We start from the raw sequence: 24,419 nt of genomic DNA on the forward strand, positions 1-24,419 counted from the left end.
ATGAACAACACGATGTCGATCCGGCTGGCGGCCCTGCGCCGCCGGCTGCAGCCGCTGTGGCCCTGGCTGCGCTGGGGCACGGCCGCCACGCTGGCGCTGCTGCTGGTGCTGGATTTCGCCTTCCCGCCACCGCTGCCGAAGCAGCGTGATACCAGCACCCTGGTGGTGGCTGCCGACGGCACGCCACTGCGTGCGTTCGCCGATGCCGAGGGCGTGTGGCGCTATCCGGCTTCGATCGACAGCGTTTCGCCGCTGTACCTGCAGGCGTTGCTGACCTACGAAGACCGCTGGTTCTGGCGGCATCCGGGCATCAACCCGCTGGCGATCCTGCGTGCCAGCGGCCAGCTGCTGCGTGGCGGCCGCATCGTTTCCGGTGGCTCGACCCTGACCATGCAGGTCGCCCGCATCCTCGATCCGCATACGCGCACGCCGTGGGGCAAGCTCAAGCAGATGCTGCGCGCGGTGCAGCTGGAAGTGCACCTGAGCAAGCAGCAGATCCTGGCCCTGTATCTGGAGCGCGCGCCCTACGGCGGCACCATCGAGGGGGTGGAAGCGGCCAGCTGGGCCTACCTGGGCAAGCCGGCGGCGCAGCTGTCGCATGCCGAGGCCGCGTTGCTGGCGGTGCTGCCGCAGGCGCCGAGCCGGCTGCGCCCGGACCGTCATCCGGAAGCGGCGCAGAAGGCGCGCGACAAGGTGCTGTCCCGCATGAACGAGCTGGGCGTGTGGACGGCGGACGAAGTGGAAGACGCGCGCATCGAGAACGTGGTGGCGCGCTCGCTGCGCCCGCCGCTGCACGCCGCGCTGCTGGCGCAGCGCCTGCACTCGGCGCATCCGGGCCAGGCACGCATCCAGAGCAGCATCGACATCGGCCTGCAGCGCACGCTGGAAGAACGCGTGGCCAGCTATTTCTCGACGCTGCCGGAACGCACCTCGGCCGCCCTGCTGGTAGTCGACAACCAGACCCTGCAGGCGCGTGCCTATGTCGGCACGCTGGCGTTCGGTGACCGGCAGCGGCTGGGCCACGTGGACATGGTGCAGGCCTGGCGGTCGCCGGGCTCCACGCTCAAACCGTTCCTGTATGCCATGGCGCTGGACGATGGCCTGATCCATTCGGAAAGCCTGCTGGTCGATGCGCCGCAGAGTTTCGGCAGCTACCGCCCCGGCAACTTCGACATGGCTTTCAATGGGCCGATTGGTGCCTCCAGCGCGCTGCGGCTGTCACTCAACGTGCCCTCGGTGGACCTGCTGCAGCGGGTCGGTCCGGCGCGCTTCGCCGCACGCCTGTCGCACTCCGGCATCCAGCTGCGCTTCCCGCCGGGCAGTACACCCAATCTGTCGCTGATCCTGGGCGGCACCGGTGCGCGGCTGGAAGATCTGGTGGGTGCGTTCGCAGCGCTCAACCGCAACGGCATCGCCGGGCGCGTGCGCTACACCGATGACGAACCGATGATCGAGCGTCGCTTGGCCTCGCCGGGCGCCAGCTGGATCGTGCGCGAGATGCTGGAATCGAATCCGCGGCCGGGGTATAGCGTCGGGACGTTCGATGTTGGTGGCCGCCCGCGCGTGGCGTGGAAGACCGGCACCAGTTACGGGTACCGCGATGCGTGGGCGATCGGCAGCACCCGCCACTACACCGTGGGCGTGTGGGTGGGTCGGCCGGACGGTACCCCGTTGCCGGGCCAGTACGGCGCGGTGACCGCGCTGCCGCTGATGTTCGAGGTGGTGGACAGCCTGCCTCGCCAGCGCGGTGATTCAGCTGCTGCACCGATGCCGGCCAGTGTCAGCCAGGAGGACGTCTGCTGGCCCACCGGCGAACGTGCCGAGGGCCTGCCAGCGGCGCTGTGCCAGCGGCGGATGTCGGCCTATCTGCTGGACGGTGCGGCACCGCCGACCTTCCCCGAGCGCGAGGCGCGGCGCTGGCAGCCGGGGCGGCAGCGTTACCTGGCCGACGCGCGGACCGGTCTGCGTGTATCCGCTGATTGCCGTTTGCCGCATCAGGAAGTCGCGCGGGAGATCGCGCGTTGGCCGGCGTTGTTGTCGCCGTGGCTGCCGAAGGCCACGCGCGAGGCTTCGCAGCTGCCGGCGCTGTCGCCGGACTGCCGCGACGACGGGCGTGAGGCCAGCGTCGCGCTGCACGTGGACGGGCTCAATGACGGCGCCACGCTGGCGCGCGCGCCGAATTCCGAGCACGGCGTGCGCCTGCAGCTGCGCGCGCTGGGCAGCGAGCAGGCGGTGGACTGGTTGCTGGATGGACGCTGGATTGCACAGACCCACGGCGCGCAGCTGATGCAGCGCGAGTTCGCCGATCCGGGCGCACACACCCTGACCGCGCTGGCAGCAGATGGCGCGTGGACGCAGGTGCGGTTCAACGTCCTGCGATAGGTGCTGGGAATGGCCCGTCGACCCGACGCATCCATGCTCTGGTAGGTGCCAACCTTGGTTGGCGCGCGATAAATGCGCCCACCAAGGTGGGCATCTACCAAGGCGTTTGCGGGGCCGCTATTCCCCGATCCACCCGTCCAGCAGGTCGGCGAACTCGTCGGCGTGTTCTTCCTCCTGCGCCAGGATCTCTTCAAGGATGCGCTTGGTGGTGGTATCGCGGTCGCCGATGAAGTTGATCATCTCGCGGTAGCTGTCGATGGCGATCCGTTCAGCCACCAGGTTCTCGCGCACCATGTCGCGCAGGTCGCTGCCTTCCTTGTATTCGGCATGCGAGCGCGTGGTCAGCGTATCCGGGTTCAGGTCCGGCTCGCCGCCAAGCTGGACGATGCGCTCGGCCAGCTTGCCGGCGTGCGCCTGTTCCTGCTGCGCATGCTCGAGGAACTCGGCCTTGACCGCGTCGGCCAGCATGCCCTTGGCCATGAAATAGTGCCGGTAGTAGCGCAGCACGCACACGTACTCGGTGGCGAGGGCATCGTTGAGCAGCTTGATCACCACCTTGCGGTCGGCGCTGTAGCTGTCGGTGATCGCGCCGTCTTCGATGTTGTGCCGGGCACGCTCGCGCAGGGTCTGACGGTCACTGATGCCGGGAATCCCGGCGGCGGGCTTGCTGGCTTTGGCTGGCTTGCTGGACATTGCTGGCCGTTTCCTTCTGCGGTGGGGAATCAGGTAGGCAGGTGCTCCAGCACGTACTCGGCGGAAGACACCTCAAACTGGCCCGGCTGCTCGATCCAGGCCGCGCGCACCACGCCATCGACCACGTACAGCGCGAAGCGGCGCGAGCGCATGCCCATGCCCGAGGCGCTGGCATCCAGCTCCAGGCCGAGCGCGCGGGTCAGCTCGGCATTGCCGTCGGACAGCATCAGCAGGCCGTCGGGCACCTTCTGGTCGGCGGCCCAGGCTTTCATCACGAACGGGTCGTTGACCGCCATGCAGTAGACATCGATGCCGCGCTGGCGGAAGGCCTCGAATTTCTCGACGTAGCCGGGCAGGTGGCGGGCCGAGCAGGTGGGGGTGAACGCGCCGGGCACCGCAAACAGGACGACCTTGCGGGCGTCGAACAGCGAATGCGTATCAAGCGTTTCGATGCCCTCGCGGATGCGCTTGAGGGTCACTTCCGGAATGCGGTCGCCGACATGGATGGTCATGGGGAACTCCTTGCTGGGGCAGGCTAGTGGGCCGGATGGGACAGGGGCGTCAAGACATTGGAAAACCCGTGTGCAGGCCCCATCTTCAGGCGTTGCGGCGGGGGCTTCCAGCCACAGCCTGGGGCATCGGGATGGCAGCGGCATTGCGCAGGATCAGTCGGCCTCACCGGGGCCGCACGAGGGGCGGCGTAGCATCGCCGGCGCGTAGAATGAACCCGGGGCGGCGCCACCGGCGCGGCCGAAGCAGATCGAGGTAGCTGGATGGAATTCAAGGATTACTACGCCACCCTGGGGGTGGAACCGAGCGCGGGCGAGGCGGAGATCAAGACCGCCTACCGCCGGTTGGCACGCAAGTACCACCCGGACGTCAGCAAGGAGGCCGGGGCCGAAGACAAGTTCAAGGCGGTCAACGAGGCCTACGAGGCGCTGCGCGATCCGGAAAAGCGCGCAGCCTACGACCAGCTGCGCGCGCAGGGCTATCGCCCGGGCGAGGAGTTCAACGTGCCGCCGAACTACGGCGGCGCCGGCGGTTTCAATTTCGAGGAAGTATTCGGCGGTGGTGGCCCCAACGGCGGCTTCAGCGACTTCTTCGAAAGCCTGTTCGCGCGCCAGCGTGGCGGTGCCGGTCCGGGCCCGGGCTTCAGCAGCCAGGGCCACGCACCCAACCGCGACACCCGCGCCAAGCTGTCGGTCCCGCTGGAAGCGGCCTACAGCGGCGACAGCCTGCGCATCACCGTCAACGGCAAGCAGCTGGACGTGCGCGTGCCCAAGGGCATCCGTCCGGGCCAGGTGATCCGCCTGGCAGGGCAGGGCAACCATGGCGGCAACCTGCTGCTGGAAGTGGAGTACGCCGCGCATCCGCAGTTCGAGGTCGACGGCCGCAACATCCTCTATACGTTGCCGGTCACGCCCTGGCAGGCCGCGTTGGGTACCAGCATCAGCGTGCCGACCCTGGGCGGTGCGGTGGAGCTGAAGATCCCCGCCGACTCCGATGCCGGCCGCAAACTGCGCCTGCGTGGCCGCGGCCTGCCGGGCAGCCCGGACGGCGACCAGATCGTTGAAATCGAGATCGTGGCCCCGGCCGCGACCGACGAGGCGCAGAAGAAGGCCTACCGCAATCTGGCCAAGGCCTTCGGCGAGTCGATCTGAGCACGCCTTGCGGTCGTGCCGGCCGCTGGCCGGCAATTTCATGACCTGGGACGGTGACGCGTGGTTGCCGGCCAGCGGCCGGCACGACCACGCGCGTCTCAGCCCTGGCCGGCGAACACCCGCTCCAGCACCTCGGACAGCTCGTCTTCCGAGAACGGCTTGGTGATGTAGGCCTTGGCGCCCTGGCGCATGCCCCACATGCGATCGGTGTCCTGGTCCTTGGTGGTCACCAGGATCACCGGGATATGCCGGGTCGCCTCGTCGCGGGCGAGGGTACGGGTGGCCTGGAAGCCGTTGAGATTGGGCATCACCACGTCCATCAGGACCAGGTCGGGCAGCTCGGCCCTGGCGGTTTCGACCCCGGCGGCGCCATCGGTGGCGGTCAGGATCTGGTGCCCGAGCTTCTCGACGATGCGCTGTATCCCCAACAGCTGCGACGGTGAGTCGTCGACGATCAGAATGCGTGCCATGTTGTTCCCCATGTAATGCCCGCAGTGTAGTGCGGGCTCATTACCGGCGGGAGGGGGGCACCTGCCGTCCGTCGCCTGCCTGCGACGTTCAGTCGATCCGCACCACCGTGCGGCCCAGCGATCCACCCGCCAGCATCCGCTCGAACACTGCCCGGAGGCCATCAAGGCCGACCTCGGCGGTGCAGATGCGGTCCAGGTGCTGCGGCTTCCACTCACCGCCCAGGCGCGACCACACCTCTTCGCGCAGCCGGCGCGGCGCATTGGCCGAAGACACGCCGAGCAGCGACACACCGCGCAGGATGAAGGGCATCACCGTCATGTCCAGCGTCGGGCTGGCCGCCAGGCCGGCACTGACCACGCTGCCGTAGGGCACGGTCTGCGCCAGCAGGCTGGCGAGCATGGCGCCGCCGGCATTGTCCAGGCCCCCGCCGAAGCGCGCCGACTGCAGCGGGCCGGTGTCGGCCAGCGCCTCGCGCGGCAGCACCTCGCTGGCACCGATGTCGCGCAGGAAGTCGGTCTGGTCCGGCTTGCCACTGACCGCGTGCACGGTGTAGCCGGCACGGCTGAAGATCGACAGCGCCAGCGCACCGACGCCGCCGCTGGCGCCGGTGACCGCCAGCGGGCCGAGCTCCGGGGTCTGGCGGTTGTCCTGCATGCGCAGCAGCGCCAGCGCCGCCGTGAAGCCGGCGGTGCCCAGCACCATCGCCTCGCGCGGGCTCAGCCCGGCCGGCTGTGCAATCACCGCACGCGACTCCAGCCGCACATACTGGCTGTAGCCGCCGTCACGGGTCTCGCTGAGGCCGCAGCCGGTGGCCAGCACCGCGTCGCCTTCACGCCAGGCCGGGTCGGTGCTGGCGACCACGGTGCCGGCGACGTCGATGCCGCCGACCAGCGGGAAGCGGCGCAGGATCTTCCCCTTGCCGGTGCCGGCCAGGGCATCCTTGTAGTTGACCGAGGACCAGTGGGCGCGGATCAGCACCTGCCCGGGGTTGAGGTCGTCGACACCGAGCCGGGTCAGGCCGCTGCGATAGCCGGCGTCGTCGTTTTCGATGCGGAAGGCGGTGAACGGGGTGGTGGGGGCCATCGGCGTTGCCTGACTTCGAGGAAAACGCCACCTTACCCCGTCGTCGCCCTTTCGATCCTGCCGATCCGCCCCATCTTGTATGATCGGTAATGGTTTCACGGCTGGCGCCGCGGGAAGGGCCCGCGCCGCAGCCCACATCTTGATGGAGCGTGCATGGCCTGGAATACACCCGGCGGCAACAAGGGCGGACAAGGCCCCGAGGACAATCGACGCGGGCCGTTCGGGTCGCGCGGCGGTGGCAATGGTGGTGGCTGGGGCGGACTGCCCGGGCCGCTGAAGGACCTGTTCGACGGCGGCATCGTGCGTTGGGTGGTGGCGGCCGTGGTGCTGCTGGTGCTGTTCTCCAGCTTCCAGCTGATCGGTGAGCAGCAGCGTGGCGTGGTCCTGCGCTTCGGCCAGTTCTCGCGCATCCTGCAGCCCGGCCCGAACTTCAAGCTGCCGTGGCCGATCGAGTCGGTCACCAAGGTCAACGCCACCGAGATCAAGACCTTCTCGATCCAGGTGCCGGTCCTGACCCGTGACGAGAACATCGTCAACGTCTCGCTGAACGTCCAGTACCGCATCGACGATCCGCAGCAGTACCTGTTCGGCACGGTCGATGCCAACCAGGTGCTGGAGCAGTCGGCGCAGAGCGCGGTGCGCGAGGAAGTCGGCCGCGCCGACCTCAATGCCGTGCTGAACAACCGTGGCCCGCTGGCCGTGGCCGCCGAGGAGCGCCTGCAGGCGCTGCTGAAGGCGTTCAAGACCGGCCTGACCGTGACCGGCCTGACCCTGCAGGACGCCCGTCCGCCGGAGGAAGTGAAGCCGGCCTTCGACGAGGTCAATGGTGCCCAGCAGGTCAAGGAACGCCTGATCAACGAAGCCCAGGCCTACGCCGCCAAGGTCGTGCCGGAAGCCCGAGGCCAGGCCTCGCGCGCCCGTACCACCGCCGAAGGCTACAAGCAGGCGGTGGTGTCCAAGGCCGAGGGTGATGCGCAGCGCTTCAGCCTGTTGCAGGCCCAGTACAAGGACGCGCCGGAAGTGACCCGCAAGCGCCTGTGGCTGGAGACCGTGCAGCAGGTGCTGAGCGAGAACCGCAAGGTGATCGGCGGCGATGGCCGCCAGCTGATCTACGTGCCGATGACCGGCGACACCCGTCCCACCACGTCGGCCCCGGCCGCAGTGGCAAACCCGGACGTGGTCATGCCGTCGCTGCCGGGCGCAGCGGTGGAAGCTTCCCGTGATCCGGGCCGGCCGGTGGGCCGCCCGACCGGGCGACCGAGCGGCCGTGAGGAGGGCAGCCGATGAAGAGTCCTATCTGGATCGCCGTGATCGTGGCGGTGGTGCTGGGCCTGCTCGGCTCGGTGTATGTGGTCCGTGAGGACCAGACCGCCATGGTGCTGAACCTGGGCAAGGTGGTGCGGTCGGACATCAAGCCAGGCCTGCACTTCAAGGTGCCGGTGGTGGAAACGGTGAAGGTCTTCGACCGCCGCTTCCAGGTGCTCGACACCGCGCCGGCGCGCTACTTCACCGCCGAGCAGAAGGACGTCAGCGTCGACTTCTTCGCCATCGGCTACATCTCCAACGTGGGTGACTACTTCCGTGCCACCGGCGGCGACCCGCGCGTGGCCAACGCCCGCCTGGCGCCGATCATCACCGATTCGCTGCGCAACCAGATCAACTCGCGCACCCTGCAGCAGCTGGTGTCCGGCGACCGCAGTGAGCTGATCGCCGAGCAGTTGAAGGGAATCAACGAGGCCGTGGCCGGCCTTGGCATGCAGATGATCGACCTGCGCATCAAGCAGGTGGACCTGCCCACCGACAGCCAGGTGATCAACGACGTGTACGAGCGCATGCGCGCCCAGCGCAAGCAGGAAGCCGCCAAGCTGCGCGCGGAAGGCGAGGAACAGTCGCTGACCATCCGCGCCCAGGCCGACCGTGACAGCACCGTGCTGATCGCCGAGGCCGAGCGCGATGCACAGCGCCTGCGCGGTGAAGGTGATGCGGAAGCCACCCGCATCTACGGCAAGGCCGGTTCGGCTGACCCATCGTTCTACGCGTTCTACCGTAGCCTGGAGGCGTACCGCGGCTCCATGACCGACGGCAACGGCGTGATCGTGCTCGACAAGAACGACCCGTTCCTGCAGTACCTGAAGAACGACCGCTGAGGTCGCAGGGCATTACCCCACGGGGCCCGGCCAACTGCCGGGCCCCGTGCTTTTTCCGGAGTTCCGATGAAAGATCTGTTCGCCGCCGTCTGCCTGGTCGCGGTGCTGGAAGGCCTGTTCCTGTTCGTCGCGCCGTTCGCCTGGAAGCGCATGGCCGAACGCCTGCTGGACCTGCCCAGCCCGGCCCTGCGCAGCTTCGGCGGACTGGTGCTGCTGGCCGGCCTGAGCCTGCTGTGGTGGGTGCGGCACTAGACGCCCCGGCGCGGCCGCCTGCGTTTACGGGCGTGGCCTGGCCTTGGTAGCTGCCAACCTTGGTTGGCATTGCCGGCCAGCGGCCGGCACGACCGGGCGGGGCGGCTGACCGACCTGCACCTGCGTGGCTTGGCCCTGGTAGCTGCCAACCTTGGTTGGCATTGCCGGCCAGCGGCCGGCACGACCGGGCGGGGCGGCTGACCGGCCTGCACTTGCGTGGCCAGGCTCTGGTAGATGCCAACCTTGGTTGGCATTGCCGGCCAGCGGCCGGCACTACCGGGTGGGGCAGCGGACCGCCCTGCACCTGCGTGGCCAGGCCCTGGTAGCTGCCAACCTTGGTTGGCATTGCCGGCCAGCGGCCGGCACGACCGGGCGGGGCAGCTGACCGGCCTGCACCTGCGTGGCCAGGCCCTGGTAGATGCCAACCTTGGTTGGCATTGCCGGCCAGCGGCCGGCACGACCGGGCGGGGCAGCTGACCGACCTGCACCTGCGTGGCCAGGCTCTGGTAGATGCCAACCCTGGTTGGCATTGCCGGCCAGCGGCCGGCACGACCGGGCGGGGCGGCTGACCGGCCTGCACCTGCGTGGCCAGGCTCTGGTAGCTGCCAACCTTGGTTGGCATTGCCGGCCAGCGGCCGGCACGACCGGGCGGGGCGGCTGACCGGCCGGTGAAGCCGTCCGTCGGAAAGGTGGCAGCGGACCCCGGAAACCCGGATAATGCACAAAAGCCGGACGGGCCTCCCCGTTCGGCTTTTTCCGTGTCTGGGCCCTCCATCGCCGGCCGCTCCCCGTTTGGAGCCGCCCTCCAGGTGCTGGCCAGCCCCGCCACGGTTTACCCGTCCGCGGCCCCGATGGCCGCAACAAACCGAGGAGCCCGTCATGGGTCAGTCTGTCGTAGTGTTGGGTGCCCAGTGGGGCGATGAAGGCAAGGGCAAGATCGTCGATCTGCTCACTGAGGAAATCGGCGCCGTCGTGCGCTTCCAGGGCGGCCACAATGCCGGCCACACCCTGGTCATCAACGGTAAGAAGACCGTCCTGCACCTGATCCCATCGGGCATCCTGCGTGACGATGCGCTGTGCCTGATCGGCAACGGCGTGGTGATCTCGCCGGCCGCGCTGCAGAAGGAAATCGCCGAGCTGGAAGCCTCCGGCGTGGAAGTGCGTTCGCGCCTGAAGATCTCCCCGGCCGCGCCGCTGATCATGCCGTACCACATCGCCCTGGACCAGGCGCGCGAGCGCGCAGCCGGTGGCAAGGCGATCGGCACCACCGGCCGTGGCATCGGCCCGGCCTACGAAGACAAGGTGGCGCGTCGCGGCATCCGCATCGCCGACTTGCATTACCCGAAGCAGCTGGAAGAACTGCTGCGCACCGCGCTGGATTACCACAACTTCGTGCTGACCAAGTACCTGAACACCGATGCGGTCGACTTCCAGAAGACCTTCGACGAAGCACTGGCCTTCGGCGAATACGTGCAGCCGATGAAGTCCGACGTGGCCGGCATCCTGCACGACCTGCGCAAGCAGGGTAAGCGCGTGCTGTTCGAAGGTGCGCAGGGTGCGCTGCTGGACATCGACCACGGCACCTACCCGTACGTCACCAGCTCCAACACCACCGTCGGTGGTGCGCTGGCCGGTTCCGGCGTCGGCGCTGATTCGATCGACTACGTGCTGGGCATCGCCAAGGCCTACGCCACCCGCGTAGGCGGTGGCCCGTTCCCGACCGAGCTGGACGACGAAGTCGGCCAGGGCATTCGTGACCGCGGCGCCGAGTACGGTGCGTCGACCGGCCGTCCGCGTCGTTGTGGCTGGATGGACATCGTCGCGCTGAAGCGCGCCGTGGCCATCAACGGCATCAGCGGCCTGTGCATCACCAAGCTGGACGTGCTGGACGGCATGGAAAAGCTGAAGGTCTGCATCGCCTACGAATACAACGGCAAGCGCACCGAGTACGCGCCGCTGGACGCGCAGGGCTGGGAAGAATGCACCCCGGTGTACCTGGAGTTCCCGGGCTGGAGCGAGAACACCCACGGCATCACCCAGTGGGACGACCTGCCGCCGGCCGCACGCGCCTACCTGCGTTCGCTGGAAGAGCTGGCCGGCTGCCCGATCAGCATCGTCTCCACCGGCCCGGACCGCGACCACACCATGGTCCTGCAGGATCCGTTCGCCTGAGGTGGCGCCGGGCCATGCCCGGCGTTGGTGACAGGAAAAGCCCCGCGCACGCGGGGCTTTTTCGTTACTGTGTGGCCAGGCCAGCGGGGAAGCGACGCGATGACCAGGATGTCAACGTGAAAGGCGAGACGGTAGTGCGGGTCACCCTGTGGGTGTTGTGGAGCCTGTGGTGCATGGCCGGCCTGGTTCTGGCGCTTGGCGCCATCGCCAACTGCCTGGCCTCGCGTACCCAGACCCTGCCTCTGCTGCTGAGCCCGGGTGCGACGGCCGAGGTGACGGTCTACCGCCTCATCGATGATCAACTGCGGCTGCACCTGCGTTATGCCGCGGACGGTACAGAGGCTGACCCTGAAGTGCTGCTGCGCATCGAGACTCCCACCGAACATGGAGACTTCCGCGCAGGGGAGCGTTGGGGAGTGGCCGGGCAGGGCATCGACCGCGCGCTGGTATCGGTTGAGTCCAGCGGCCTCATGGCCTCCTACTTTGGTTACGGTCGCGGCGACGCATTGCCACGCGGCCGCTCATGGCTGCGGGTAACCGTGCTGGAGGTGGATCCGGCGCTGGCGGGACGCACTGCAGACATCGAGCTGCAGCCGCCGCTGGGTCTGCTGAAGCTGACCGACCTGGACTACCTCTGGCTGTGGCCGTTCTTTTTCTGGAAGATGGCGGCGCTGTTCCTGCTGATTCCGGGGGCTGCGTTGACTGTCTTCACTGTGGCGTTGCGGCGCCAGCAGCGCCGGGCATCGGTGCCGCCGACTTCAGCAAGGGATAGGGATTGATCGACTCTCCCTTCCACCACTGCTTCTCCGGCCCCAAGACATGCACTTCGAAGTGCAGGTGCGGGGCCTCGGCGCTGGCATTGCCGGTGCTGCCGACGTAGCCGATCACATCCCCGCGCTTGATCGCCTGTTTCTCGGCCAGGCCATCGGCATAGCGCTGCAGGTGCGCGTAGTAGTAGCACCAGCGTCCGCTGGGCTCGAACTGGTAGATCGTCAGTCCGCCGCGTTCGCTGTCGAACAGTTTTTCCACCGTGCCATCAGCCACCGCGAGTACGGGAGTACCTGCATCGGCCATGATGTCGATGGCATCGTGTACGCGGCCTTCGCTGCGTGCATCGGTGAAGGTATCGCGCAGCTGCGAGGCCAGGATGCCCTGCACCGGCAGCAGCAGGCCGGACGGTGCATCCGCAGCCTGCGCGGCCGGCGGCGCGGTGGTGGCGGGTGGGGCCGTTGCGCGTGGCGCTGGTTCGACCACCGGCGCGGCGGACACCGCCGATGGCGCTGCCGGCAGCGAGGCGGCTACCGGCTCACTCCCATCGCGACGCAGCCACCAACCTGCCCCCAGTCCCAGCAGTACGCCCAATACGATCAGCTGCGAAAGACGCATGGGCTTACTCCTGCATCACCACGGGCACCGAAGTATCCACTGCGTCGGCCACACGCACCGCATCCCAGTTGGTCATGCGTACGCAGCCATGCGATTCGGTCTTGCCCACGTGGCTGGGTTCGGGTGTGCCATGCAGGCCGTAGTGCGGCTTGGACAGGTCGATCCAGACCCGGCCGACCGGATTGTTCGGGCCCGGCGGCAGCGTCGCCTTCTTTTCGCCCTTGCGCGCATCCCAGAACAACTTCGGGTTGTAGTGGAACGGCGGGTCGCGATACACGCCCAGGATCTTCCATTCGCCGATCGGCAACGGGTCGTGCTGGCTGCCCGACGACACCGGCACCTGCGCGATCAGCTTGCCCTGCGCATCCAGCAACTGCAGGGTGGAGTCGGATTTGTCGACCACGATCTTCGCCGCCTTCGGCAATGCCGCTGGTGCGATGTTGGGCACTTGGATGCGGCTGCCAGCCTTGGTCAGATCCACGCCGGGATTGAGCACCTTCAGCAACTCCGGCGAGGCGTGGAAGCGCTCGCCCAGGGCTTCTTCCACGCTGCTGAAACCCAGCGATTTCAGTTTGGCCTGTGCGGCAGGTCCTTTCGGTGTGGCCTGGAACGGGCCGGCAACATCCTCGGCAGTCAGCGTGTAGCTGGCCAGCGGCCCCACCGTATCAGCCTGCAGGGCCTTCCAGGTGGCGTCGTCCAGCTCACCCGTCACGGTCAGCCCATGCGCGGCCTGGAAGCCCGCCACCGCGCGTCGCTGGTTGCTGCCCACTTCGCCATCGATCTGGCCAGGCGAGAAATTCGCGCGATCCAGCAGCACCTGGGCATGCAGTGCGGAGCGCACTGCGGTGTCCGGGCCGGCCTTCTCGGCAATGGGGGCGGGCAGGTTGGGCGCAGGGGACTGCGCGAAGGCGGGTGATATCAGTAGCGACAGGACGAACAGTACAGGATGGGGTACACGCATGGGCATCTCCGGCATTCACGGAACTACCATGCCTGTGCGCAATGCAGGACTGATGTGAAAAGAATCTGACGCCGGGATGAGTGGTGCCAACGTGACCATCCCTTGTGGGGCCGCGTCTGCACATGGAAAGCAACGAGGGCAGGCGACCACGGATCCGTCGCCGCCTGCCCTGATGTTCAATCCACAGTAACCATGATGTCGATGCTGTTGTTGTCCTCCCGTGACTCGCTCACGGTGTTCTGATCGTCAACCAGCAGCTGGATGGAGTGCACCCCTGGGGTCGGGCGCCAGACGTCGTTGTAAGTCCTGACATTGACGCTGGCGCCGGGTGCCAGGGTGTAGTTCTGGAGGCCGCCCCATACGCAACCTTCAATGAAACACTGCCCGTTCTTCATGGCCATCAGCCCAATCCAAGGCGCGCTGGCGGCGACCGAGCCGACATTCTCGATGGTTGCGGTGAACGAGGTTGCATCGCCGGATTTCGGACGCAGCGGCTGTGAATGGGCGCTGGTGATCCGAAGGTCTGGCTTGTCCGAGACCTGGATGATTCGAGCCAGCTGGTTGTTGCCCTCATTCGACTCCTGGATCAGCCCTTGGTCGTCAACAATGGAGGTGATCTGTTGCTGGCCACCCGCGGCTGGCCAAACGGGGCCTGCGGGGCTCAACCATACGGATTCGCCCGGCGCCAAGGCCGTTGTCAGGCCACTCCAGGGGCAGCCACTGGCTGGGCACGCGCCGTTTACCAGATAGACCGCTCCGAGCCAACCCGCAGGTGCGGGCATTGATCCGCGGTTGGTTACTGCCGTGCGGAATGTCACTGCATCGCCTGGCTTGAAACTGGCTGGAATCGTTTCGATCAGGTATGGCTGCAGATCGGGCAGATCCCCCACCATGATTTCCCGGGTCAACTCGTTGTTGTGTTCGTCGAGTTCCTTGATGCGGTCCGCGTCATCAGCGAACACGGTCATCGCATGCAGCCCTGCCGAAGGTGTCCAGCTGGGTCCCTGGTTCAGATCTATGGTGGCCTGTTGACCAGGGGCCAGACTGATGGTCAAGATTCCCCATTGGCATCCTCCCTCGAAACACTGTCCCTCCTCATGGACGAGGACACTGTGGTGATTCATGGGAGACGGAGCATTGCCGGCATTTCGGATGGTTGCCCGGAAACGGACTGGCTCCCCTGCCCGGAACTGGCTTGGAATCGTGTCGATCCGCGTGACCTGAAGGTCCGGTTGATGCGTGAGGTCATCGATCATTGAGTTGAAGATGGCAGGGCAATTCTGCCCGTCGAACTGAAAATCAGGGCGTGCACCCGGCCAGAACGCAAAGTAGGCGCTGCCTAGGTTGCGAGGGCGGTCCGCTCCATACACGGCTTGCAATGAAGCTTCGAGTTTCACCCGGAAGCTGGTGCGCAGTCCGGGGTCATTGCAGCTGGTGTAGTTGAAAGCAGGAAGGACCGGAACCATTCCACCTCCCAGCAATCCGTGCCGTTTCCATTTCTGGTACTGAGCGACCTGTTCGTTGACGGTGTTCTGATACTGGTCAACGAAGACGACATCCTGTGCGTGTGGGCTCATTGCGTACTGGATCTGGACATCGCTCAACGTGCCCATCAGATTGGCGATGATCACCGGGCGCGCGGATGCATCGGGATCCGCTTGCCGAAGCCTTTCGTAGACCAGTTCCTGGAAGCGCTTGCAGATACCAAGGTTCTGTGGTGTCTGTGGCAGAGCTGGTTCGTCAAAAGTGTAGTAACCAACTACGATGTCTGAGTTCTGCAGGGCAAGTGCAGCAACAGCGTCAAGCTCCTGTTGAAGCCAGTCTGGTAGACGCTCGTTGCCAGGAGAGCAGGCACTGCCGGGATCTGCGTACCAGGCGTCGCGAACGGGTCCGTTGAACTGGAGCAGCACTTTGAATCTGGATAACAGCGGGTCCTGCCGCAGCGCCTGCAAACGGGAGCTGAGTTCACCCGTATTCCATCCTGTCACGGGAATCACATTCGCGCCGGCATTGTGCAGCTCGGTCAGCTGGGAGCGGACTGCGGGGTCAGCATTGCCGATGATGTTGTACGCGTAGAGGAACTTGAAGTTGCTTCCGGTGTATGCGTCCTGGGCGTGCGCGGACTGTGTCATGCAGGCAAGCAGGAGCGGAAGTGCACTGAGATAATGCCTCATGGTCGTCCTTGTACGATGGCGAGGGTGGCCGAGGTCTGGCATCTTGCAGATCAGCGGTGGCCCAGCATAACGGCAACAACTGCGTGGATCAGACCGCCTACGGAGATGCTGCGCATTCGTTGCTGGCAATGGCGATGCAAACGTGAACCGCGCCCGAAGCGTTCAGAATTTACGGGTCAAGACCCAGCATGAGGCCGCCGATAAGGCCACATCCCCCCGTATTGGATACCCCCATGAACTACTTGAGGAACGTCAGGGTTGCCTGGCGTCTTGGGCTGGGCTTTGGCCTGTTGCTGCTGCTGGTCGCCGCCGTGGTGGCCACCGGCGCCACTGCCAGTGTCGTGCAGAAGCGCGCGATGCAGCAGGTGGTGGACGTCAGCGTGGCCAAGGTGCGCCTGCTGTCGCAGATGCTCGATGCCAACAACCAGATGATGGTCGTGCGCCGCGAAATGCTGATCCGTCAGGGCGAAGACCGCGGCAGCGACGAGAAGCGCATCGCCGACCTGGTCAAGCGCTATGAGGCCAGCTGGACCGCCTACCAGGCGCTGCCCAGCGATGCCCAGGGCAAGACCATCGCGGAAACCATCGCGGCCAAGCGTGCCGTTGCGCGCCCGCTCAACAAGCAGACCAGCGAACTGATGGAGCAGGGCGATTATCCCGGCGCCGTGGCGCTGACCCTGGGCGCGGTGCAGGAAGCGGCCAACGGCTGGAACAAGGCGCTGTCCGATGGCGTGGACTTCGAGGAGAAGGAAAGCCGTGAAGCTGCCGCCGAAGCGATCCGCCTGGGCGAACGCAGCCTGCTGCAGCTGCTGGTGCTGGGCGGCGTCGCGCTGCTTGCCGGCATCGGCGCCTCGGTGATGATCGGCCGCAGCCTGACCGGCCCGCTGGCGCGCGCGGTGAACCTGGCCGAGCGGCTGTCCAAGGGCCAGCTTGACCAGGAGTTCCGCCTCGGTGGCCGGGATGAGCTGACCCAGCTGGGCGAGGCCATGGCCAGCGTGCGGCAGAGCGTGCAGGCGGCGATCGGCGCGCAGCTGCAGATGGCTGAGCAGCACGAAGCGGGTGCGATCCGCTATCGCATGGACGACAGTGCCTTCCCCGGTGATTTCGGCCGCATGGTGCAGGCCACCAACAGCCTGGTCGAATCGCACGTGCAGGTGGAGCTGCTGATGGCCGAAGTGATGCAGCGTTACGCGATCGGCGACCTCAGCCGTGACCTGCCGGACTACCCGGGCGAGAAGGGCACGCTGACCCGCACTCTGGCCGCGGTAAAGCAGAGCCTGATGGCGATCAACGCGCAGATCGATGAACTGGCCCGTGCGGCTCGCGCCGGCGACTTCAGCATGCGTGGCGATGCTGCTGCGTTCCAGTATCAGTTCAAGGCGATGGTCGAACACCTCAACGGCATGATGGCCAGTTCGCAGGCCAGCATTGCCGATGTTTCCGACGTGCTGCGCGCGATCTCGCACGGTGACCTGACCGCACGCATGGACGGTGAGTACGACGGCGTGTTCGCACGCATGCGCGACGACGCCAATACCACCACCGCGCAGCTGACGGGCATTGTGCGGGGCATCCAGGTGGCTGCCGACAGCATCAACAACGCGGCCCAGGAACTGGCCGCCGGCAACAACGACCTGTCGCGCCGCACGGAGCAGCAGGCGGCCAACCTGGAGGAAGCTGCCGCGTCGATGGAGGAGCTGACCTCCACCGTGCGCCAGAACGCCGAGCTGGCGCGTCAGGCCGACAGCGAAGCGCATGCCGCCGGTGCCGCCGTACGCGAGACCGAGCAGGCGATGGCGCAGATGGCCTCGGTGATGGGTGAGATCGATCAGTCCTCGGCACGCATCTCGGAAATCTCCACCGTTATCGACGGCATCGCGTTCCAGACCAACATCCTGGCGCTGAACGCTGCGGTGGAAGCCGCGCGCGCGGGCGAGCAGGGCCGTGGTTTTGCCGTGGTCGCCAGCGAGGTGCGCACGCTCGCGCAGCGTGCCGGCGTCGCCGCCAAGGAAATCAAGGAGCTGATCGAAGACGCCGCTGCCAAGGTGAAGAGTGGCCTGGCGGTGACCGTTGAATCGGAAGCAGCGATCGCACGCGTCGCCCAGGCCAGTTCGCGCACCACCCAGCTGATGAGCGACATCGCAGCGGCCAGCAAGGAACAGGCCGCCGGTATCGAGCAGGTCAACCAGGTGGTGGTGCAGATGGACCAGGTGACACAGCAGAACGCGGCCCTGGTGGAAGAAGCCACTGCGGCGAGCCGCGCGCTGGAAGAACAGGCGCATGCGCTGACCACGTCGGTAGCGGTATTCAAGGTGGAAGGCGCAGTGGCTTCGGCCGTGCCGCGCCGTGCAGCCTGAGCAGGCTGCTGACCCCGTGACAGGAATACGGCCGCCTTGAGCGGCCGTATTTGCATCGCCCGCTCAGGCAGCAGGGAGGATCGCCCTCATTGCTCCAGGACGCTGCCGAGCATGGCCCCAAGCACGTACAGCACGCCAAGCGTGGGAGGAATCACCAGAAGGTAGACGGTGATCCAGGTCATTCCGGAAAGCCAGCGTCCCACGCCGATGACGTTGAGTGCTGCGGTCTGCAGCATCACCGGCAGTTGCATGAGGATGTAGGCGCTCTTGGGGTCGCTGTTGGACCGGGCATCGAGCACCAGCCAGGTGGTAAGCGCGAGATAGAGCGCGCATAGGGCAATGCCGGTCCAGCTGAGCCAGCGTGGCTTGCGCATGCCGCCTTCCTCGTCTGTCCGGGGCCATCAGGGTAGCGCCGCGACCAGCGGCGTGCACTTCCCTGGGTCGAGCCGATAAGCGAAGCTGCGCGGCAGCGAGTCGTGCGAAGGGACCTGAGAAGTGAGCAATGTGATGAACGCCGTGATGCTCCCGATCGTGATGCTGCCCGGGCTGGATGGCAGCGGCCTGCTGTCGACATGCTTCGTGGAAGCGATGCAGGACCAGGGGGTTACCGTGCAGGTGCTGCCGCTGCCCATGCACGGGCCACAGGACTACGTTACATTGGCGTCGATCCTGCGCCCGCAGCTTCCCATCTCTCCCTTTGTGCTGCTGGCTGAATCGTTTGCCGGGCCGCTGGCTATCGAACTGGCGGTGGCTTCACCGCCGGGGTTGCGCGGATTGATACTGAGTACGACCTTCGCGCGGCGACCGGTGCCGCTGCCAGCGGCGAGCGCACGCTTGCTTGCCCCTGCATGGCCACCGCCGCCGCTGGCGTTGCTGGCCCGGCTTCTGCTGGGGCATTGGCGGACACGCATGAACCTTCGCGAGCTGCGGCATGCGATCGCTGCGGTACCGACCGCGATCCTGCGGCAGCGCGCTGCGGCGACACTGCAGATCGATGTCCGCGCGCAGTTGCCGAAGCTCATGCTGCCGACGTTATGCCTGCATGCACGACAGGACCACCTGTTGTGGCCGCCCAGCGTGGCCGAGCTGCAGGTCTTGTTGCCCGATGCCCGGCACGTATCGCTGGAAGGGCCGCATCTACTGCTGCAGGCCCGTGCCGAGGCAGCCGCAGCCGAAGTTGCCGCATGGATGAGGGCGCTCCCCTCCTGATCGAAGACTCAGCCGCGTGCACGCGTGCGCGCGGCTTTCTTCGCCGCCGCCTTGCGCACGGTCTTCTTCGCGGCCCGCGTCTTGGCTGCCTTCTTCGCGGCGGCGCTCCGCGCGGCGGCCGTACCCGCCTTCTTTACCGCTGCCTTCTTCGCCGTCTTCTTTGCGGCCTTCTTTGTCGCGGTCTTGCGAGCCGGTGCCTTCTTCGCCACCGCCTTCTTCGCAGGTGCCTTCTTCGCCGCCGTCCTCTTGGTTGCGGCCTTCTTTGTGGCCGATTTCCTGGCAGGCGCCTTCTTGGCAGCCTTCTTGCTGGTCGCCTTCTTCGCGCCCTTGCGGCCACTGCCGGCGCGCTTGCCGCCGCCGTCCTGCTTGTTCACGGTGGCCCAGGCAATGCGCTCGGCGGTGCCTTCACTCGCGCCGCGATCACGTTCGCTTTGCTCGATGTGCTCGGCCTGGCGCTTCTGCTTTTCGGTGTATGCGGATTTGTCACCACGGGGGATGACGATTCTCCTGTTGTTGTGGTCAGGCCAGCAGGCGCAGCTTGGGCTCGCGCGCCCACTGGCGGGTGGCGGCCGCCGCCAGGAATGCCTTGGCGTCTTCTGCTTCGACGATGCCGGGGTCGTTGCCGACGCGCGCCGCCTTCAGCAGCACCTGGCCGCCCGCGTCGCTGGCGATGGCCTTCAGGTGTGCCCACGCCTGGCTGACGAATTCGACGGCTGCACTCTCTTTCGACAAGGCCTTCGCGGCTTCAAGGCTGAGCACCACGGCTACTGCATCGAACACGGCTGACGGGGTGCCCGCCAGCTGCCCATCTGCCGCCTGCAATGCGCCATCGCTCAGCGTGGCGCCTCCCACTTTTGGCGCGACCAGCTTCACGTCTGCACCTGCCTTCCGGGCGGCCTTGCTCAGGCTGGCAATCACGCGCGCGTCGGAGCCTTCGTCGAACAGGATGCCGATGCAGCGACCCTGCAGGGTGGGCTTGTTACGCCCGATCACGCGCACCTCGGGAGCGGGCGGCATGTCCCGCACCGGCGTGGCGGTTGGGGCCGGGTCGGGCAGCGCAGGCAGGGCCAGGCCATCGGCCACGCGCTGCGCCAGCGCGTCATCGATGTTGCGCAGGTGGCTGACGGTGCGCACCCGCACCTTCAGCGTTTCCACCTTGGACAACTCGAACACCAGCGCCGATGCCAGGTGCGCCTGCTCCGGCTTTTCCAGGCTGCGGAAGAACATCCGGGCCTGGCTGTAGTGGTCGGCGAAACTCTCCGCGCGGGTGCGGCCCTTGCGGCCATCGTCGGCGCTGGCATGGCTGCGGAATCCGGCAGGCGTCTCGCGCGGGGTGTCGTCCTGCAGCGAGCTGGGATCGTAGGCGACGCGGCCCTTGGGCACCTGCATCTGCATGTGGCCGTCGCGCTGATGATTGGCAAACGGACACTTCGGTGCATTCACCGGGATCTGGTGGAAGTTCGGACCGCCCAGGCGCAGCAGCTGGGTGTCCAGGTAGGAGAACAGGCGGCCCTGCAGCAGCGGGTCGTTGCTGAAGTCGATGCCGGGCGGCACGTTGGCCGGGCAGAACGCCACCTGCTCGGTCTCTGCGAAGAAGTTGTCGGGCCAGCGGTCCAGTACCATGCGCCCGATCACCTGCAACGGCACCAGCGATTCGGGAATGATCTTGGTTGGATCCAGGTGGTCGAACGGGAATGCGTCGGCGTCTTCTTCGGTGAACAGCTGCACCGCCAGCTCCCATTCGGGAAAGTCGCCGCGCTGGATGGCCTCGAACAGGTCGCGGCGATGGAAGTCATTGTCGGCCGATTGCAGTTTCAACGCTTCGTCCCAGACCGTGGACTGAATGCCCAGCTTGGGCCGCCAGTGGAACTTGACGAACGTCGACTCGCCAGCCTCGTTCAGCAGGCGGAAGCTGTGCACACCGAAGCCTTCGATCATCCGCAGCGAACGCGGGATGGCGCGGTCGCTCATCGCCCACATGATCATGTGCATCGATTCGGGCATCAGCGAAATGAAGTCCCAGAACGTGTCATGGGCAGACGCGGCCTGCGGGAAGGCGCGGTCCGGCTCCATCTTCACTGCGTGCACCAGATCCGGAAACTTCATCGCGTCCTGGATGAAGAACACCGGGATGTTGTTGCCGACCAGATCCCAGTTGCCCTCCTTGGTGTAGAACTTGACCGCAAAGCCGCGCACGTCGCGCGGGGTATCCACCGAGCCTGCGCCACCGGCCACGGTCGAGAAGCGGGTGAATACCGGCGTCTTCACGCCGACCTCGGTCAGGATGCGTGCGCGGGTATGGGCTGCCAGTGATCGGGTCAGCTCGAAGTAGCCGTGTGCTGCGCTGCCACGTGCGTGCACGATGCGCTCGGGAATGCGTTCGTGATCGAAGTGGGTGATCTTCTCGCGCAGGATGAAGTCCTCCAGCAGCGTGGGCCCCCGAGGTCCCTGCCGCAGGGAGTTCTGGTTGTCCGCCACCGGAATGCCCTGGTCGGTGGTCATTGCCGGATGGCTGCCCCCGGCCTGCTGGTGCAGTTCATCGCCATCGCCCCGGCGGTGGCTTTCGGCAGGGACGGTTGCGCGCTTGCCGGTCGGCTTGCTGGCGGCCATGGACGTTGGCTCCGGATCATCAAAAGGAACCACGACACTGGAACCAGCCCCGTTAAACCACGGTCCGGCAAAGGTGAACGTACGGGCAAAAGCAGGCTCGGGTATGCTTGCCGCATGCGAGTCGAGCCCGCCGACATCGAAGCCCTGTTCGACGCCATCCCGGATGTGCTGTTCTTCATCAAGGACCGCCAGGGGCGTTACACCCACGTCAACCAGACCATGCTGCGGCGGCTGGGTCTGCGCGCGCGCAAGGACGTGATCGGGCGTACGGCGGCCGAAATCTACCCGACCGGCCTCAGTGCGGACTACGTTGACCAGGACGCCCGTGTGCTGTCCGGTGAGGTGATCGAGAACCTGATGGAGCTGCACCTGTTCGCCAACCGCGAACCGGGCTGGTGCCTGACCTGCAAGCGCCCGCTGGTGGTCGACGGGGCCATCGAGGGCCTGATCGGCATTTCGCGCGACCTTGGCCAGAAGGACAGCCTCGGCACCCAGTACGAGCAGCTGCGGCTGGCGCTGGCCCACCTCAACGCGCACTACGCCGAGAACGTGCGCATGCAGACCCTGCTGGACATCACCGGCTTTTCGCTGTCCAAGCTGGAGCGCAGCTTCCGCAAGGTGTTCCAGATGACCCCGCAGCAGGTGCTGACCCGGCTGCGGATCCAGATGGCCATGCATCTGCTGCATGGCGACGACAGCATCGCCTGCATCGGCCAGGCCTGCGGTTTCAGCGACCAGAGTGCCTTCACCCGCAAGTTCAAGGCTGAAACCGGTTTCTCGCCGCGTGCCTATCGTGCCCGTATCGGTGGGAACGTCGGCGAGCCGGCGCTGGCCTGAGCGGCCTGCTGCGCTGTGCCTATCCCCGTGGGCACGGGACAGGGTAAGGTGTCGCCCCTGTAGCCCGCCGCCAGCCCCGCCGATGCCCAACTCGATTCCGACCGCTTCGCCGTCCCGCCTCGGACATTCGCTCAAGCCCCGCCAGCTGATCATGATGGGCCTGGGCAGCGCCATCGGCGCCGGCCTCTTCCTCGGCTCGGGCGTGGGTGTGCAGGCGGCCGGTCCGGCGGTGCTGGTTTCGTATCTTGTGGCTGGCGCCCTGGTGATCATCGTGATGAACGCGCTGGGCGAGATGGCGGCGGCCAAGCCCACCAGCGGCGCGTTCTCGGTGTATGCAGCCGACGCCATGGGCGCTACCGCCGGTGCCACCGTGGGCTGGCTGTGGTGGGTGCAGCTGGTGATCGTGATCGCCGCCGAAGCAGTGGGTGCGGCCGGGCTGCTGGCCACGGTCTGGCCGGCGATACCGGTACCGATGGCGGCGTTGGCGTTCATGCTGTTCTTCACCGCGATCAACCTGCTCGGAGTGAAGAACTTCGGCGAGTTCGAATTCTGGTTCGCCATCCTCAAGGTCGCGGCGATCCTGGCGTTCATCGCCATTGGCGTGGCGCTGCTGATGGGATGGCTGCCGCAGGTGACCTCCCCGGGCCTGAGCAACTTCACCGAACACGGTGGTTTTGCGCCGAAGGGCCTGGCCGGGATCGGCGCGGCGCTGCTGGTGGTGGTGTTCGCCTTCGGCGGCACCGAGATCGTGGCCGTGGCGGCGGCCGAAACCGAAGACCCCGAGCGCAGCATTGCCCGTGCCATCCGCACCGTGGCCTGGCGCATCCTGGTGTTCTACATCGGCTCGCTGAGCGTGATCATCGCCGTGGTGCCGTGGACCAGCGAGGCGCTGAAGTCGCCGTTCGCCGCCGTGCTGGACATCGCCCGCATCCCGGGCGCTGGTACCGCCATCACGCTGATCGCCGTGATCGCGCTGCTGTCGGCGCTCAATGCCAACCTCTACGGCGCCTCGCGCATGATGTATTCGCTGGCGCAGCGTCGCGAAGCGCCGGCCGTGCTTGGCTGGACCGACCCGCGCCAGGTGCCGGTGATCGCCGTGCTGGCCAGCGTGCTGTTCGGCTTTGCCGCCACGGTGATGGAACTGCTGTTCCCGGACCGGGTGCTGCCGGTGCTGCTGAACATCGTCGGTTCCACCTGCCTGCTGGTGTGGACGCTGTCGCTGGTCTCGCAGCTGGTGCTGCGTCGTCGCGCGGATCGTCTGGGTACCCGACTGCCGTTCCGCATGGCCGGTTTCCCGTGGCTGACCTGCTGTGCACTGGCGATCCTTGCGCTGATCTTCGGCCTGCTGCTGAGTGAGTCGCACACCCGCCTGCAGTTCCTGTCGATGGTGGCGTTGACCGCCACGATCGCCGCCAGCAGTGCCATCGCGCGGCGCATGCGCCAGGCGTGATTCTGTAGAGCCGACCCTGCGGTCGGCTGCTGTTTGCGCGATCGCCAGCCGAGCATGGGCTCGGCTCTACAACAGGAACACACTCCGCGTGGCACTGTGCAGGCAGGCCGTCATCGGCCCGTCGACCAGGAGTACCGCATGCTGCGCAGCCGTCCCTTCCTGATGTTCACCGGCCAGGCCGAGGCCGCGCTGGCCCTGTACGCCGAAGCCTTTGCCGATTTCCGGCTGCTGGCCCTGCAACGCCATCCCGAGGGGGCCGGCGCCGGCGTGCCGGGGCAGGTCCGCCAGGCCATCTTCCTGCTCGGTGGCACCCACTACCTGTGCTTCGACAGCCTGGACGTGCACGATTTCACCTTCTCGCCGTCGATCTCGCTGTTCGTCGAGTGTTCCGGTGCCGAGCAGTTCGAGCGCGCGGCACGCGTGCTGGGTGAGGGCGGCCATTGGTTGATGCCGGTGGGCGACTATGACTTCAGCAATCGCTACGGCTGGGTGCAGGACCGCTTTGGCGTGTCGTGGCAGTTGAGCCTGGGGCAGATGCCGGACCCGTGATCGGATGCTTGTGGGTGTGGGCCTT

At 66.7% G+C, this 24,419-nt stretch carries 22 protein-coding genes; 12 read left to right on the top strand and 10 right to left on the bottom strand.

Annotated features, from left to right (window positions below):
• Positions 1-2,382 carry a penicillin-binding protein 1C gene (gene pbpC / locus AC5P8R_RS15225; protein ID WP_495223596.1) on the top strand — a complete coding sequence of 794 codons (2,382 nt, stop codon included), beginning with the start codon at positions 1-3 and terminating at the stop codon, positions 2,380-2,382.
• Positions 2,383-2,499: 117 nt separating this feature from the next.
• Here pbpC and AC5P8R_RS15230 read toward each other — a convergent pair whose 3' ends face one another.
• Together AC5P8R_RS15230 and AC5P8R_RS15235 are read right to left on the bottom strand one after the other, a co-directional pair.
• Entirely contained in the window at positions 2,500-3,075 is a 576-nt protein-coding gene (locus tag AC5P8R_RS15230; protein ID WP_014648036.1) for a ferritin-like domain-containing protein, read from the bottom strand.
• A gap of 29 nt (positions 3,076-3,104) precedes the next feature.
• Positions 3,105-3,587, bottom strand: coding sequence for a peroxiredoxin (locus tag AC5P8R_RS15235; protein WP_111206448.1), 483 nt, complete (start codon positions 3,585-3,587; stop codon positions 3,105-3,107).
• 261 nt (positions 3,588-3,848) lie between these two features.
• Between AC5P8R_RS15235 and AC5P8R_RS15240 the strand changes: the two genes are divergently transcribed.
• A complete protein-coding gene (locus tag AC5P8R_RS15240) occupies positions 3,849-4,736 on the top strand; it encodes a DnaJ C-terminal domain-containing protein (RefSeq protein ID WP_012511838.1) in 888 nt (295 codons plus the stop codon).
• Between the two features lie 98 nt (positions 4,737-4,834).
• Here the strand turns inward: AC5P8R_RS15240 and pilH are convergent, their stop codons facing one another.
• Positions 4,835-5,206, bottom strand: a complete 372-nt coding sequence (gene pilH, locus AC5P8R_RS15245; RefSeq protein WP_014648033.1) for a twitching motility response regulator PilH — start codon at positions 5,204-5,206, stop codon at positions 4,835-4,837.
• Between the two features lie 88 nt (positions 5,207-5,294).
• On the bottom strand, positions 5,295-6,290 hold the full coding sequence (locus tag AC5P8R_RS15250) for a YhdH/YhfP family quinone oxidoreductase (RefSeq protein WP_053495211.1): 996 nt from the start codon (positions 6,288-6,290) through the stop codon (positions 5,295-5,297).
• A 153-nt stretch (positions 6,291-6,443) separates the two neighbouring features.
• Here AC5P8R_RS15250 and hflK point away from each other — a divergent pair, with 153 nt between their 5' ends.
• The 5 genes from hflK to AC5P8R_RS15275 all read left to right on the top strand — a co-directional run bounded on the left by hflK (position 6,444) and on the right by AC5P8R_RS15275 (position 11,640).
• Complete coding sequence (gene hflK, locus AC5P8R_RS15255) at positions 6,444-7,577, top strand: FtsH protease activity modulator HflK (protein ID WP_005418335.1); 1,134 nt, start codon at positions 6,444-6,446, stop codon at positions 7,575-7,577.
• Positions 7,574-8,437: a protease modulator HflC gene (gene hflC, locus AC5P8R_RS15260; RefSeq protein WP_014648031.1), complete on the top strand. Its 864-nt coding sequence runs from the start codon at positions 7,574-7,576 to the stop codon at positions 8,435-8,437. Before hflK ends, hflC begins: the two co-directional genes overlap by 4 nt.
• Before the next feature lie 66 nt (positions 8,438-8,503).
• The gene (locus AC5P8R_RS15265) at positions 8,504-8,689 is read left to right on the top strand and encodes a DUF2065 domain-containing protein (protein WP_005414170.1); all 186 of its coding nucleotides are present in this window, start codon (positions 8,504-8,506) and stop codon (positions 8,687-8,689) included.
• A gap of 879 nt (positions 8,690-9,568) precedes the next feature.
• Positions 9,569-10,861: an adenylosuccinate synthase gene (locus tag AC5P8R_RS15270; protein ID WP_014648029.1), complete on the top strand. Its 1,293-nt coding sequence runs from the start codon at positions 9,569-9,571 to the stop codon at positions 10,859-10,861.
• A 116-nt stretch (positions 10,862-10,977) separates the two neighbouring features.
• Positions 10,978-11,640, top strand: coding sequence for a hypothetical protein (locus tag AC5P8R_RS15275; protein WP_495223609.1), 663 nt, complete (start codon positions 10,978-10,980; stop codon positions 11,638-11,640).
• On the opposite strand, the gene AC5P8R_RS15280 is transcribed toward AC5P8R_RS15275, so the two are convergent.
• The 3 genes from AC5P8R_RS15280 to AC5P8R_RS15290 form a co-directional block, all read right to left on the bottom strand.
• Positions 11,570-12,247 (bottom strand): M23 family metallopeptidase, encoded by a 678-nt coding sequence (locus AC5P8R_RS15280; RefSeq protein WP_111206450.1) that lies wholly within the window; start codon positions 12,245-12,247, stop codon positions 11,570-11,572. The two genes, AC5P8R_RS15275 and AC5P8R_RS15280, sit on opposite strands and share 71 nt — an antisense overlap.
• 4 nt (positions 12,248-12,251) lie before the next feature.
• A complete protein-coding gene (locus AC5P8R_RS15285) occupies positions 12,252-13,214 on the bottom strand; it encodes a L,D-transpeptidase family protein (protein ID WP_481440819.1) in 963 nt (320 codons plus the stop codon).
• 170 nt (positions 13,215-13,384) lie between these two features.
• Complete coding sequence (locus AC5P8R_RS15290; protein WP_495223597.1) at positions 13,385-15,382, bottom strand: CARDB domain-containing protein; 1,998 nt, start codon at positions 15,380-15,382, stop codon at positions 13,385-13,387.
• Positions 15,383-15,615: 233 nt separating this feature from the next.
• On the opposite strand from AC5P8R_RS15290, the gene AC5P8R_RS15295 reads away from it, so the two are divergent.
• Positions 15,616-17,739 carry a methyl-accepting chemotaxis protein gene (locus tag AC5P8R_RS15295; RefSeq protein ID WP_046431981.1) on the top strand — a complete coding sequence of 708 codons (2,124 nt, stop codon included), beginning with the start codon at positions 15,616-15,618 and terminating at the stop codon, positions 17,737-17,739.
• 86 nt (positions 17,740-17,825) lie between these two features.
• Here AC5P8R_RS15295 and AC5P8R_RS15300 read toward each other — a convergent pair whose 3' ends face one another.
• Positions 17,826-18,113, bottom strand: a complete 288-nt coding sequence (locus tag AC5P8R_RS15300; RefSeq protein WP_032960023.1) for a hypothetical protein — start codon at positions 18,111-18,113, stop codon at positions 17,826-17,828.
• 133 nt (positions 18,114-18,246) lie between these two features.
• Here AC5P8R_RS15300 and AC5P8R_RS15305 point away from each other — a divergent pair, with 133 nt between their 5' ends.
• Positions 18,247-18,948: an alpha/beta fold hydrolase gene (locus AC5P8R_RS15305; protein ID WP_046431979.1), complete on the top strand. Its 702-nt coding sequence runs from the start codon at positions 18,247-18,249 to the stop codon at positions 18,946-18,948.
• Positions 18,949-18,956: 8 nt separating this feature from the next.
• On the opposite strand, the gene AC5P8R_RS15310 is transcribed toward AC5P8R_RS15305, so the two are convergent.
• Positions 18,957-19,445 (bottom strand): hypothetical protein, encoded by a 489-nt coding sequence (locus AC5P8R_RS15310; protein ID WP_495223610.1) that lies wholly within the window; start codon positions 19,443-19,445, stop codon positions 18,957-18,959.
• A 22-nt stretch (positions 19,446-19,467) separates the two neighbouring features.
• The gene (locus AC5P8R_RS15315; protein WP_049441934.1) at positions 19,468-21,558 is read right to left on the bottom strand and encodes a catalase; all 2,091 of its coding nucleotides are present in this window, start codon (positions 21,556-21,558) and stop codon (positions 19,468-19,470) included.
• Between the two features lie 114 nt (positions 21,559-21,672).
• Here AC5P8R_RS15315 and AC5P8R_RS15320 point away from each other — a divergent pair, with 114 nt between their 5' ends.
• From AC5P8R_RS15320 to AC5P8R_RS15330, 3 genes are all read left to right on the top strand, one after another.
• A complete protein-coding gene (locus AC5P8R_RS15320) occupies positions 21,673-22,395 on the top strand; it encodes an AraC family transcriptional regulator (protein ID WP_014038112.1) in 723 nt (240 codons plus the stop codon).
• Positions 22,396-22,477: 82 nt separating this feature from the next.
• On the top strand, positions 22,478-23,845 hold the full coding sequence (locus AC5P8R_RS15325) for an amino acid permease (RefSeq protein ID WP_014648020.1): 1,368 nt from the start codon (positions 22,478-22,480) through the stop codon (positions 23,843-23,845).
• Positions 23,846-23,983: 138 nt separating this feature from the next.
• On the top strand, positions 23,984-24,394 hold the full coding sequence (locus AC5P8R_RS15330) for a VOC family protein (RefSeq protein WP_005418291.1): 411 nt from the start codon (positions 23,984-23,986) through the stop codon (positions 24,392-24,394).
• Positions 24,395-24,419: the final 25 nt, after the last annotated feature.

This window comes from Stenotrophomonas sp. YJH_SMC_73 (genome assembly GCF_059370155.1).